13 protein-coding genes are annotated in these 12774 nt (G+C 63.2%); 9 read left to right on the forward strand and 4 right to left on the reverse strand.

The features are described 5' to 3' along the window. Positions 1-133: 133 nt before the first annotated feature. The 3 genes from rfaD to waaC are packed head-to-tail and all read left to right on the forward strand — an operon-like array spanning position 134 to position 3035. Entirely contained in the window at positions 134-1084 is a 951-nt protein-coding gene (rfaD, locus tag NLY36_RS07930; protein WP_023683756.1) for an ADP-glyceromanno-heptose 6-epimerase, read from the forward strand. After that, the gene (gene waaF / locus NLY36_RS07935; protein WP_023695762.1) at positions 1057-2064 is read left to right on the forward strand and encodes a lipopolysaccharide heptosyltransferase II; all 1008 of its coding nucleotides are present in this window, start codon (positions 1057-1059) and stop codon (positions 2062-2064) included. The genes rfaD and waaF overlap by 28 nt, the downstream gene beginning before the upstream one ends. Continuing rightward, positions 2061-3035 carry a lipopolysaccharide heptosyltransferase I gene (gene waaC / locus NLY36_RS07940; RefSeq protein WP_023734964.1) on the forward strand — a complete coding sequence of 325 codons (975 nt, stop codon included), beginning with the start codon at positions 2061-2063 and terminating at the stop codon, positions 3033-3035. The genes waaF and waaC overlap by 4 nt, the downstream gene beginning before the upstream one ends. A 24-nt stretch (positions 3036-3059) precedes the next feature. On the opposite strand, the gene greA is transcribed toward waaC, so the two are convergent. Then, positions 3060-3533, reverse strand: coding sequence for a transcription elongation factor GreA (gene greA, locus NLY36_RS07945; protein ID WP_023671981.1), 474 nt, complete (start codon positions 3531-3533; stop codon positions 3060-3062). A 288-nt stretch (positions 3534-3821) separates the two neighbouring features. Further along, positions 3822-4358, reverse strand: coding sequence for a tetratricopeptide repeat protein (locus NLY36_RS07950; protein ID WP_023695764.1), 537 nt, complete (start codon positions 4356-4358; stop codon positions 3822-3824). Between the two features lie 228 nt (positions 4359-4586). Here NLY36_RS07950 and NLY36_RS07955 point away from each other — a divergent pair, with 228 nt between their 5' ends. The 3 genes from NLY36_RS07955 to NLY36_RS07965 all read left to right on the forward strand — a co-directional run bounded on the left by NLY36_RS07955 (position 4587) and on the right by NLY36_RS07965 (position 7211). Then, the gene (locus tag NLY36_RS07955; RefSeq protein ID WP_023683751.1) at positions 4587-5012 is read left to right on the forward strand and encodes a DUF3775 domain-containing protein; all 426 of its coding nucleotides are present in this window, start codon (positions 4587-4589) and stop codon (positions 5010-5012) included. Positions 5013-5210: 198 nt separating this feature from the next. Then, positions 5211-6287 carry an extensin-like domain-containing protein gene (locus NLY36_RS07960; RefSeq protein ID WP_023734965.1) on the forward strand — a complete coding sequence of 359 codons (1077 nt, stop codon included), beginning with the start codon at positions 5211-5213 and terminating at the stop codon, positions 6285-6287. A 132-nt stretch (positions 6288-6419) separates the two neighbouring features. Further along, entirely contained in the window at positions 6420-7211 is a 792-nt protein-coding gene (locus tag NLY36_RS07965) for an extensin-like domain-containing protein (RefSeq protein WP_023695766.1), read from the forward strand. A gap of 13 nt (positions 7212-7224) precedes the next feature. Here NLY36_RS07965 and NLY36_RS07970 read toward each other — a convergent pair whose 3' ends face one another. Beyond that, a complete protein-coding gene (locus tag NLY36_RS07970; protein ID WP_023695767.1) occupies positions 7225-7950 on the reverse strand; it encodes a gamma-glutamylcyclotransferase in 726 nt (241 codons plus the stop codon). A gap of 112 nt (positions 7951-8062) precedes the next feature. Here NLY36_RS07970 and NLY36_RS07975 point away from each other — a divergent pair, with 112 nt between their 5' ends. Continuing rightward, positions 8063-8770, forward strand: coding sequence for an LssY C-terminal domain-containing protein (locus tag NLY36_RS07975; RefSeq protein ID WP_023705876.1), 708 nt, complete (start codon positions 8063-8065; stop codon positions 8768-8770). Positions 8771-8840: 70 nt separating this feature from the next. Continuing rightward, positions 8841-10151, forward strand: coding sequence for a hemolysin family protein (locus NLY36_RS07980; RefSeq protein WP_023734967.1), 1311 nt, complete (start codon positions 8841-8843; stop codon positions 10149-10151). A 28-nt stretch (positions 10152-10179) separates the two neighbouring features. On the opposite strand, the gene NLY36_RS07985 is transcribed toward NLY36_RS07980, so the two are convergent. Beyond that, positions 10180-11058, reverse strand: coding sequence for a DMT family transporter (locus NLY36_RS07985; RefSeq protein ID WP_023701605.1), 879 nt, complete (start codon positions 11056-11058; stop codon positions 10180-10182). Positions 11059-11316: 258 nt separating this feature from the next. On the opposite strand from NLY36_RS07985, the gene NLY36_RS07990 reads away from it, so the two are divergent. Next, positions 11317-12612 carry a glucoamylase family protein gene (locus tag NLY36_RS07990; protein ID WP_023734968.1) on the forward strand — a complete coding sequence of 432 codons (1296 nt, stop codon included), beginning with the start codon at positions 11317-11319 and terminating at the stop codon, positions 12610-12612. The last annotated feature ends 162 nt before the right edge of the window (positions 12613-12774 follow it).

The raw sequence follows: 12774 nt of genomic DNA on the forward strand, positions 1-12774 counted from the left end.
TTTTGTCCCCTAGCTTGCGGGCCTCGAATAAAGCGGGCCGCTTCGCGGTCTCACTGTGGCGTCGTGGTGCTTCATCGACAGTACGCTTGGCCTCCCTTATAAGGACCGGAATCGCAAGCAACCAGAGGCCTTCATGATCATCGTCACGGGCGGGGCCGGCATGATCGGCTCCAACATCGTCGCCGCACTCAATGCCGAAGGCCATGATGACATCCTCGTCGTCGACGACCTCACCGACGGCCACAAGATCGCCAACCTGGCCGATTTGCAGATAGCCGACTATCTCGACAAGGACGAATTCTTGGCCACCTTGGAAGCCGGCGACCTAGGCCGCGTCGAGGCCGTCTTCCACCAGGGCGCCTGCTCGACCACCACGGAATGGAACGGCAAGTTCATGATGGACGTGAACTACGCCTTCTCAAAGCGCTTGCTGCATGGCTGTCTTTCGCTGCGCATACCGTTCCTCTATGCCTCCTCGGCTTCCGTCTACGGCGGCGGTTCGGAGTTTCGCGAGGATCCCGCACTTGAGCGGCCGCTCAACGTCTACGCCTATTCGAAGAAACTATTCGACGACTATGTCAGGCGCACCGTGTTCGACACCGATCATTCGCAGGTCGCGGGCCTGCGCTACTTCAACGTCTATGGCCCGCGCGAGGCGCACAAGGGCGCCATGGCCTCGGTCGCCTTCCATCTGTTCAATCAGGTCGGGCGCGGCGAAAACCCAAAGCTGTTCGGCGCCCATGACGGCTTCGGCCCCGGCGAACAAAGCCGCGACTTCATTCACGTCGGCGATGTCGCCGACGTCAATCTGTGGCTGTGGAAGCGCGGCTCGAGCGGCATCTTCAACTGCGGCACCGGCCGCGCCCAGCCGTTCCGCGCCATTGCCGAGACCGTGATCGATACGCTGGGCCAGGGCGAGATCGAGTTCATCGAATTCCCCGATCACCTCAAGGGCAGCTACCAGAGTTTTACCCAAGCTGATATGTCCCGCTTGCGCGCAGCCGGCTATAATGGGCAATTCCGCAGCGTGGAAACCGGCGTCAGAGACTATGTCGAATGGCTGAAAGCCCAACGATCCTCGTGATCGGCCCACGCTGGGTGGGCGATATGGTCATGGCGCAGTGCCTGTTTTCAGCGCTGAAGGACGTCCATCCCAACGCCGCCATCGACGTGCTGGCCCCGGCCTGGGCGGCCCCGCTGGTCAAGCGCATGCCCGAGATTCGCCAGCAGATCGATTTCCCGCTGCAACCGGGCGCGCTCGAATTCACCATTCGCCGCCGCTTCGGCCGCCTGCTGCGCGGCCGCTACGACATGGCCTACGTCCTGCCGGGCAGCTGGAAATCGGCGCTGATCCCGTTCTTTGCCCGCATCCCCCGCCGCTTCGGCAATCTCCGGGAAATGCGCTACGGCCTGCTGACCGACATCGTGCCGCTGCCCGATGCCGTCAAACGGCGCACCGCGCAGGCCTATTTTGGCCTCGCCCAAGGCGGACATTTCCGGCCGCCGCGGCTCACCGTCGACGCCGGCAATCAGAAAGATCTGCTCGCTCGCTTCGCAGTGCAGCCGGGAAAATTCGTCGCCATGATGCCCGGCGCCGAATTCGGTCCGGCCAAACGCTGGCCTAGCGAAAGCTATGCCGGCCTCGCCGGAGAGATGATGGCGAAAGGATTCAAGGTCGCGTTGTTCGGCTCGAAGAACGATCGCGACGTCACCGCCGAGATCGCAGCACTCGCGCCCGGTGTCGTCGATCTGGCAGGAAAGACACGGCTGGAGGACGCCATCGACCTGATCGCCGCGGCCAGGCTGGCGGTGTCCAACGACAGCGGGCTGATGCATGTCGCGGCCGCCGTCGGCACGCCGGTCGTTGCCGTCTACGGTTCGACCTCGCCGGAAAACACGCCGCCGTTGGCTGAACAGCGCGAACTGATCTGGTTGCATCTGTCCTGTTCGCCCTGCCACCGGAAGGTCTGTCCGCTCGGCCACCTCAACTGCCTGAAGACGCTGGACGTTGCCCGAGTGGCAGCGGCGGCGGACAGGTTGCTGGAACTCCCGGCCGCCGCATGAAGGTGTTGATCGTCAAGACCTCCTCGATGGGCGACGTCATCCACACCTTCCCCGCCGTCGAAGATGCACGCCGCAAGCGCCCCGATATCGCCTTCGACTGGTGCGTCGAAGAGGCCTTTGCCGGCATCGTCGCGCTGCATCCGGCGATAGCAAAGATCCATACCGTCGCCATCCGGCGCTGGCGCAAGCATCTGTTCAACGCCGGCACATGGCGGGAGGCGACAAGCTTGCGCCGCGCTCTGCAAGCAGGCGAGTACGACCTCGTCATCGATGCGCAGGGGCTGCTGAAATCGGCCCTGGTTGCGAAACAGGCAGCGGCACCAATCGCAGGTTTCGACCGCGCAAGCGCGCGGGAGCCCTCGGCAACGTTGTTTTACCAGCGCAAATACGCCGTGCCGCGCAACCTGCACGCCATCGAACGCACGCGCCGGCTGTTCGGGCTGGCGCTCGGCTACGAGCCCGATCTTTCGGCGCTCGCATCCGGGATTGTGCCGCCTCCCGGCGGCCTGGCCGGCATTGACGGCAAGACGGCCTTCCTGCTGCACGGCACCAGCCGCGAGGACAAGAAATGGCCCGCCGAAGACTGGATCGAAACGGCTCGCCTGCTGGTTGGTAGCGGAATGACGCCGGTCACCACCTGGTCGAACGAGCGTGAGAAGGCGGTGGCCAAGGCGATCTCGAAAGCCGTGCCGTCAACGATCGTGGTGCCGAGATCGCCGCTGGCAGACATTGCCGCGATCCTTGGCCGCTCGACGCTGGTTATCGGCGCCGACACCGGTCTGACCCACCTCGCCAGCGCCTTCGGCCTGCCGACAGTCGCGGTGTTCCTGGCGACCGAGCCGGGTTTGACCGGCCCGCGCGGGCAATATGCCTCAACGCTGCTGGCCGCATCGGGGGAGCACCTAACGCCGGCGAAGGTGGTGGCGGAAGCTGAGAAGCAGCTGGCGCTCAAATCACGAGCACCAACCTAGAGCCTTTCAAAAGGATCTGAGGTGCTAGATGAACTGCACCTGGACGATCTCGTAACCCCTGGCGCCGCCAGGGGCGTTGACCTCGATGGCGTCGCCGACTTCCTTGCCGATCAGCGCGCGCGCGATCGGCGAGGAGATCGAAATACGGCCCGATTTCACATCCGCTTCCTGGTCGCCGACAATCTGGTAGGTCTTCTTTTCCTCGGTGTCCTCGTCGACCAGCACCACCGTGGCGCCGAACTTGACCTTGTCGCCGCTAAGCTTGGTGACGTCGATCACCTCGGCCCGAGCAATATAGTCTTCCAGTTCGTTGACACGGCCCTCATTGAGGCTCTGCGCCTCTTTGGCGGCATGATATTCGGCATTTTCGGACAGGTCGCCATGCGAGCGCGCTTCGGAGATCGCCTCGATGATGCGCGGCCGCTCCTCCTGCTGGCGCCAACGCAGCTCTTCCTTCAATGACGCGAACCCCTCGCCTGTCATCGGGACCTTGTTCATGATGCCTGACCTTTCCTGCCGCCACCCCCGCATTTCGGGGAAAGCCTTGTCGATGGGTATAAAAAGAAAACGGGTCCGGCAGCCTCGGGCTAACGGAACCGTTTCACCGCAATTTTCCCCAATATAGCGATCCTCGCGCGTTTTTCACGCTGAAAAAGCAGGCTTTTTGAAAAATCATGAGCCGACTTGCGCAATTGCCGTCACGGCATGTGCAGCGTGTTGCAGTTGCGACAACAAAAACCGGCTGCGATTGCTCGCAGCCGGCCCAGAGAAGCCGTTGGGGTGGGGTCAGCTTCTCATGAAATGGTAGATCTGTTCGGCCAGCATGCCGTATTCGCGGGAACCTTTGCCCGTCCGCTTCTCGATCTCGGCCAGCTGCTCCTGGGCGCCGGCCAGGTCGCCGATCTGCAGATGGGCCTCGCCGAGATATTCGCGCACCAGCGTGTAATCCGGGTTGATGCGCAGCGCTTCCTCGTAATAGCCGAGGCCGACGGTGACACGGCCGGAATGGCGATGCGAATAGCCGAGATAGTTGAGGATGCGCGGATCCTGCTTGTTGGCGGCAAGGCTGAGCACGGCGATCGCCTCGTCATAACGCCCGGCCATGGCCAGGTCGTGACCAGCATCGTAGATGTTGTCGTCGTCCAGCATGCCGTACTTCGGCGCGACGCATTTCTGCTTTTTCTTGTCCCAGACCTGCCCCTTCTTGCACTGGGTGGTGGTTTCGGTACCACCGCCACCGCCGCCGGCCGCAAACACCGGAACCGCAAAGAACTGCAGCGCGACAAGCGCCGCAGCCGCCTGGATCAACACTCTTTTATGCATCGGAGCCTCCTTGAGGGATAATGACAAGCTTGAGGGAAAATGACGATAATGAAAAGCTAACGCCGGGATGCAGACTTTTCATCCCGGAAACCCGCAGCCGCCGAAACTATTTGTGCGGCCGTGCCTGACCTGAATTCGGTCAAAGGCGGGAGTCAGGGATCAGAACATGACGTGACGCGCGCTGCAAATCCGCTATCATCGGGGAATGATCAGCGGGGGTGCCCGAGAGTGCAACAGCGCCGTGAGCGGGAATGGGAGCTATCGATCGGCCCGGACACCGTGCGCCTGTTCATTCTCAAGGCAAAGGGACTGAGTGCTGCCGTCAACGAAGACTATGCCGACGGTGCCGAGCATGAGGTCGAGCTCGATGGTGAATCACATGCCAATCACCACCATGACGGTCTGGCGGAGGAAAGCGCGGAAGACCTCACCGAGGAAGAGCTGCGCGAGCTGATCAACGACCTCAACGTCGACGAAGCGGCCGAGTTGATCGCGCTGGCCTGGGTCGGCCGCGGCGACTATGACGCAGCGGAATGGTCCGATGCGGTTGCCGCCGCGCGCGACCGCGCCAACAAGCGCACGGCGAAATACCTGCTCGGCATGCCGCTTTTGGCCGACTGGCTGGAAGAAGGGCTGGAAGCGATTGGCGCGTAACGACGTCGTTACCGTTCGTGATGGGCCGCAGGCAACCTCCGGGCGCTCGCGCCGTTGAGGACGATGGGGTCTGTTGTACTTTCCCGAACATGCAGGGTTGCACTGGTCATGGTCGTCACGGCTCTGCTGCTGGCGCCCCTGCTGACGCAAGCTGACGCCAAACAGCGCAAAAAGCATTACACGCCGCTGTCACAGCGGTTGGAGCAGCTGTTTTCACCGCGGGTCGACTCGCATCCTAAGCCGCGCAGCAAACACCGCCAGAAGCCCAGGCCACAGCGGCACATCACGCCAAAGCAGGTGGAACAAAAGACCCCGGATAAAGAGCCCTCGCCCGCCGATGTTCCGGTGCAGCCCTCGCGCGTTGTCCCGCTGCCCGAGGCGCGTCCTTCAGAGGCGCCGAAGACCGGCGCGGCACCGATCGAAAAGCAAAAGGCCGAAGGTCCGAACCCCCTTGGCGCGCCCAACCGGTCCAATGACGATCGATTCAACGAAGAAAAGTCCCATTTTAAAAAGCAGGCGCGGCCCGGACCGTCAGCCCCGAAGCCGTCGATCGATAGGCAAAGCGAGCCCGAGCCGCCGGCCGCGGTGCCGATTCCGACACAAAAGCCAGACACTCCGGAACCTGAAGCTCAGCCGCCGGCCGTTGCTCCGCAGCCACCTGAAAAACCCGATGCCGGCGACAAGAAGATGCTGCCTGATCCGCGCTCGGCCGATTTGCCCGATGCAAAAATGCCGGCGGCGGAAGTCGCCTGTCGCGAGCGGCTGACGGCCCTTGGTGTCGAATTCGAGGAGCATAAGGCGGAAAGCAATCCCGACATCGGCTGCTCGATCCCCTATCCCCTGGTGCTGAAGTCGCTCGGAAAATCCATCGCCATCGGACCCACGACCGAACTCAACTGCCCGATGGCCGAGGCGGCAGCCCGCTTTGCCGCCGAAATCATACAGCCGGCGGCGAAAGCCGAGTTCGGAGCCGACCTGAAATCGATCAACCAGGCATCGGCCTTTGTCTGCCGGCCGCGCAACGGCACGCGCCATCTGTCGGAACATGCCTTCGGCAATGCGCTCGATATTGCCAGCTTCACGTTGTCGGATGGCAGAAAGGTCGAAGTCGGTCCAACGCCGCCCGAGAAGGACGGCAAATTCCTCAATGCGGTGCGCAAGGCCGCCTGCGGACCGTTCAAGACCGTGCTTGGACCGGGCGCGGACCCGGACCATTCCCTGCATTTCCATCTCGATCTCGAACCGCGCCGGAATGGTGGCACTTTCTGCCAGTGATGGCCCTCCAGTGATCGCCATGCCGGTGATGGTCTGGCTGCCGCATTTCGGCCGCAGGCATGAACGGGAACGCTGAGTTTTCCTTTACCCTTGATCGTTAAAATTCCACCGATCAAGGACAGGATTCCGCCCATGGCCGCAATATTTCGCGCCGCGAAGGCAAAAAGCGCAGCGATACTGGCCGCCGGTCTTGCGCTGGCCGCCGTTTCGGCTTGCAACACTGGCAGCGTGCTGTCGCTGCAGCCGGCCGTCGATGTTGGCTCGCAGACCGCGGCCGTGCCGCAATATGAAGGCATGCAGAAGCTCGTCCCATCCAATCCCTACATGACTGCCGCCTATCCGCACATGGACGAGCCGATGTCGGAGTCGGAGCCGCAGCAGATGCCGGCCAGCGAAACCGATTGCCGTGGCGAGCTGAAGCGCCTTCGCGTCGTCTACACCGATGTCCAGCCGATCCATGAGGGACAGTGCGGCATAGACTGGCCGGTCAAGGTCTCCGCCATCGGCGGCATCCAGATGAAGCCCGCCGCAACATTGACCTGCGACATGGCCGCAAGTTTCGCCGCCTGGACCAGCAACGAACTGGTTCCCTCCGCCCGCTGGCGCTATTTCTCGGGCGTCAAGACCATCCACCAGGGCTCAAGCTATTCCTGCCGCAACATCGCCGGCGAAGGTGTCCTGTCCGAGCACGGCAAGGGCAACGCCCTCGACGTCATGAGCATCGAGCTCAACAACGGCGACGACATCGACGTGCGCAAGCCCGGCCTGTTTGCCTTCCGCACCCGCGGCTTCCTCAACAATGTGCGTGCCGACGGCTGCCAGTATTTCACCACCGTGCTCGGTCCCGGCTACAATTACGATCACCGCAACCATTTCCATTTCGACATCAAGAACCGCAAAAGCGGCTACCGCGCCTGCCGCTAAGGCGTTTCACCGTTCAGAAATCAGTCGGATTGGCGTTCCCTATGGAAGCGATGATTTGCTGGGCCACCAGATCCTGGATGCGCCAAAGGTTCCTGTCGCGGATACCGCTCTCTTCCAACTTGCTGACGGTTCGGAACAGGTATTGAGCCGACGAGCCCCAATGCCCGGCAGCCCGCGCCAGCGTGTCGGCAACCTGCTCCAATGGCAGCCGGCCGGCATAGGCCCTGCCGCCTGGCGCGGCGACGAAAGCCAAGGCCCGCAACGGCCCATCCTTGGTCTTGACCTTGATCCAGCATGGCACGTTAGTCGGCGGATTGGCATCGATCTCGCGGCGCATCAACTGGCCAAGTTGCCCGACATGGTCTTCCGCGGGCAGCCGATAGACGATGCCGTTGCAGCTGCCGCCTCGATCGAGCGCCAGCATCAGCGCCGGCAAATCACGGGTTCCGCGCCAACGGGTCAGCGTCAGGCAGAACGAGCGGTGCCATCCTGGCGCCGTGGCCGGGCGCTGCTCGACATGGGCAAATTCGGGGTTCCAGATCAGCGACCCGTAGGCAAAGACCCATAGCGCTTCAGGCCGATGCTCCGACAGAAGTTGCTCGACAAGACTATCGAACTCCGCGTCTGTATGCTCGGTTGTTCCGGGCTCGGGACCCGGATCCGGTTCGACACGCTCGACCCTTGCGACAAGGTCCGCGGTCAATGCCATCGAGCTGCGACCCACCGGCTTCTTATCCATTCCTGCTCACCCCCCGCAAAAACGATGGCCGACGATAGAACGGCTGCTCGCCGCTGGCCATTGATTTCCAGGGTCCGTCAGGCACAGATACCGCACGGATCGAGCCGCTTTCATGAGCCGACGAAGCCTGCAACGACGCGCATTGACCTGGCTCGCCGCTCTTCTGGCGGTCTGGCTGGCCCTCGCCTATGTCGCTGCGCCGGAATTCTGGACGGTTCGCGACCGCGGCTTTCGCACGCAGACTTTCGAGATGGTGACACACACGCCGCAAGGCATTCCCGGCGACCCGATCAATATCGGCCTTGTCGGTACCGAAAAAGAGATGGTCCATGCCTTCGCCATGACCGGATGGGATACGGCCGATGGCGTGACGCTAAAGACCGCGATCGAAATCGGTGAGAGCGTGCTGTTCGACCATCCCTATCCTGACGCCCCGGTCAGCCGGCTGCTGTTCGAAGGCCGCGCCCAGGATCTCGCCTTCGAAAAGCCGGTCGGCGGGAGCGCCGACCGGCGCCATCATGTCCGCTTCTGGCGCAGCGATGCGACCGGCGACGACGGCCGAACGCTCTGGATGGGCTCGGCCAGCTTCGACCGCGGCGTTGGTCTCAGCCACGATACCGGCGCCATCACCCACCATATCGCCCCTGACATCGACGCCGAGCGCGATCTCGTGATCCACGACCTGTCGGCGGCCGGCATGGTGATCTCGGTGAGCGACATCCCGGGCATCGGCGCCACCAGGACCGGACGCAACGGCGGCGGCGATCCCTATTTCACCGACGGCAAGGCTGTTGTCGGGGTGCTCAGGCAATTCCCCTGAACCACTGTCATTTTCCAAAAATCATCGCGGACTATTTTCCTGCGGCCCGCCGCAATGCTATTGAGCCCTGATGCTATACGTCGAAATCGCCACCGTGGTCGTCCTCATCTGTGTGAACGGCCTTCTGTCGATGTCCGAGCTCGCCATCGTGTCGTCGCGCCCGGCGCGGCTCAAGGCGATGATCGACCGCGGCGTCAATGGCGCCGGGCGTGCGCTGACGCTCGGCTCCAATCCCGGCAAATTCCTGTCGTCAGTGCAGATCGGCATCACTCTGGTCGGCGTGCTGTCGGGCGCCTTCTCCGGCGCCACGCTGGGCAACAGGCTGTCGGTGTACCTGGCCTCGACCGGCATGCGCGAAAACATCGCCGATCCGCTCGGCGTCGGCATTGTCGTTGCGATCATCACCTATTTCTCGCTGATCGTGGGCGAGCTGGTGCCCAAGCAGATCGCGCTGCGCGATCCCGAGCGTGTTGCGGCCCGCGCAGCGCCTGCGATGACCATCCTCGCCACCGTCTCGGCGCCGCTGGTGTTCCTGCTCGACATTTCCGGCCGCGCCATATTGTGGCTGCTTGGCCAGCGCGGCGAGAGCGAGGAGAAGGTCACCGACGAAGAGATCAAGATGCTGGTCGCCGAGGCCGAGCACCACGGCACCATCGAATCCGACGAGCGGCGCATGATCGCCGGCGTCATGCGGCTCGGCGATCGCGCCGTGCGCGCCGTGATGACGCCGCGCACCGAGGTCGACTGGATCAATTTGCAGTCCGATGAGGGCGCCATCCGCAAGCTCTTGATGGAGACCCAGCATTCGCGCCTCCCGGCCGGCGATGGCGGCGTCGACGTCATGGTTGGCGTTGTTCAGACGCGCGACGTGCTGGCCGCCCTGCTCGCCGGCCGCGCACTCGATCCGCGCAAGCATGTGCGCGCCGCCCCCATCGTCTACGACCAGGCCGACGCGCTGGATGTGCTGCAGAAGCTGAAGGAATCCGACGTGCCGATGGCGCTGGTGCATGACGAATACGGCCATTTCGAAGGGATCGTCACACCTGCCGACATCCTCGAGGCCATCACCGGCGTCTTCCGGGCCGATACCGACGCCGGCGACGAGGAAAACGCCGTCAAGCGCGAGGACGGCTCATGGCTGCTCGCGGGATACATGCAAGCCGACGAGATGGCTGACGTTCTCGGTATCGACCTGCCGGAAAATCGCGATTACGAGACCGTCGCCGGTTATGTGCTGTCGCACATGCACCATCTGCCGGCGACCGGCGAATGCGTCGACGCGCAAGGCTGGCGTTTCGAGGTCGTCGACCTCGACGGCCGCCGCATCGACAAGCTGATCGCCACCCGGCTGCCCAGCGGCCATCGCGAAGTGGTGCGTTGACGCTCTGCCGTCAAAGCGAATAGCGCGCTCAGACCGCGGCTTCGATCGGTTCGGCAAGCTTCGGATTGGAGCGCGAGGCGATCAGGCAACTGGCCACGATCAGGGCCGCTCCAGCCAGCGTGGTCCAGGTCGCCGCCTCGTCGAAGAACAGCCAGCCAAACACGATCGCCCAGATGAAGGCAGAATACTCCGTCGGGATCAAATATTGCGCTTCGGCCCGCGCGTAGGACCAGCTCATCAGGAACTGGCCGGAGAGCGACAGCGCCGTCACCCCGGCCAATGGAAGCCAGAGATTGCCCGGCAGGGCAACCGCGAGCCATGGAGCGGCGGGGAGAAGGACGGCGGCAACGCAAAGGTTCTGGAACAGCATGATCTCGACTGGTTTGGCCACCAGCGCCTGCCGCCGCGAGAGGATCAGATTGTAGGCGTAGAACACCGTCGATGCGAGCACCGCCACCGTGCCAAGCAGGGCATCCCCGGTATAGTTCCCTTGCCCGAACTGTCCGGCCATGATGATGACGACGCCGGCGATGCCCGCCAGCGACGCCCAGATCGCCTGGCGCTGTATGCGTTCGCCCAAAAGCAGCGCCGCCAGCAGGAGAGCGAACAGCGGCGCGACGAAACTAAGCCCGATCCCATCCGCTAGCGGCAATCTGGCAAGGCCCCAGAAGAACGACAGCAGAACGATGCCCACGATCACGGCGCGCAGCGCGTGTAGCCGCAGCACGGAAGGCGTGGGAAGGGAACGCGGCCCCGCCGCCCAGGCCGTGCCCGCGACCACGCTCGCAAGCATGCTTCGCCACAGCACCGTGTTGTAGACACCGACGGCGATCACCAGGATTTTCATCGCCGCATCCATGGCGGACAGAAGGAAGATCGCAAGTGCACAGACCAGCACCGGGGTCATGGGGGAAACGACGCCTGACAGGCTGGGTGACTTCACGGGGCATGCTCATGTGATGGATCGCAGCCGGATATATCAGGGGAGGACGGCCAGGCCAGATGGCAGGGCCGTGCATATGGCGGTCCAACCGATCTTCGCAGCCCCTCGATTTGAATTCGGTGCGTCGGCAGCGCCTTTCGCTATCGGCCCCAGCCTGCCCTCACCCATGATTGATCCGCTGGGCGAATGGCAAAAGCAGCCAAAGCCTCTATATCGATTGTCATGGATGCATCGAACGAACACGCGCTAAACGACGAGCTTCTCCAAGATATCCAGCGCCTGTCCTTCGAGTATTTTCTCAACGAGGCCAACCCTGCCAACGGCCTGGTCGCCGACCGCAACACACAGGCGTCGCCTGCCAGCATAGCCGCCGTCGGGCTCGCTTTGTCGTCCTATCCCGTCGGTGTCGAGCGCGGTTTCATGACGCGCGATGCCGCAATCGAGCGGACGCTCGCCACGCTTCGCTTCTTCTGGAACGCCCCGCACGGGCCGGAGCCCGATGCCACCGGCTACAAAGGTTTCTACTATCATTTCCTCGACATGAAGACCGGCCGCCGCGTCTGGAATTGCGAACTGTCCACGATCGATACCGCCCTTTTGCTTGCCGGTGTTCTGGCCGCCGGCGCTTATTTCGACGAGGACGATGAGCTCGAACTGGAAATCCGCCAGCTTGCCGATGCGCTCTACCGCCGTGCCGACTGGCGCTGGGCGCAGAACGGCGGCGCCACCGTCACCCATGGCTGGCGGCCTGGAAAAGGCTTTCTCCGCTACCGCTGGGAAGGATTTGACGAGGCGCTGATCCTGTACGTCCTGGGTCTCGGTTCGCCGACCCACTCGCTAACTCCCGAGAGCTACGCGGCCTGGCCGTCCACTTACAAATGGAAGACCATCTACGGCCGCGAGATGGTCTATGCCGGCCCGCTTTTCATCCACCAGTTCTCGCATATCTGGATCGATTTTCGCGACATCCGCGATGCCTTCATGCGCGATCACGACCGGGACTATTTCGAAAACAGCCGCCAGGCGACGTATCTGCAGCGCGATTACGCAATCCGCAATCCGAGGGGGTTCGCGGGCTATGGCGAGAATTGCTGGGGCGTCACCGCCAGCGACGGCCCAGGTCCGATCGCGCGGCGAGCCGATGGACGCCGCTTCTTCGGTTATCTCGCCCGCGGCGCACCGTTTGGCCCCGATGACGGCACGCTGTCGCCATGGGCGGCAATCGCCTCCTTGCCTTTTGCGCCGGAAATCGTGCTGCCGGCGCTGCGCCATTTCCACGAGATGGACCTGCGCGACGGCAACCCTTACGGCTTCACCGCGAGCTTCAACCCGACGATCGCTGCCGACGACGGCCGCGCCTGCGGTTGGGTATCGCCGGACCATGTCGGCATCAACCAGGGGCCGATCGCCCTGATGATCGAGAACTACCGGTCCGACTTCCTGTGGCGATTGATGCGCCGCGTGCCGGCCATCACCACAGGACTGCGCCGGGCCGGGTTTTCCGACGGTTGGCTGTGACAGGCGGCGATCCTTCGCGCGGGATCGTCAAGGCATCAGCGCGACCTTGCCGGTCCGACTCCACCATCCGGCCAAGGGAGCCGAGAGCGCCTCTTCACGTGAATGAAAAAGGGCGGCGCAAACGCCGCCCTTTGGAAAAATCATCGGTCCTTGGGACGATAA

Source organism: Mesorhizobium sp. C399B, assembly GCF_030323185.1.
GTDB lineage: Bacteria > Pseudomonadota > Alphaproteobacteria > Rhizobiales > Rhizobiaceae > Mesorhizobium.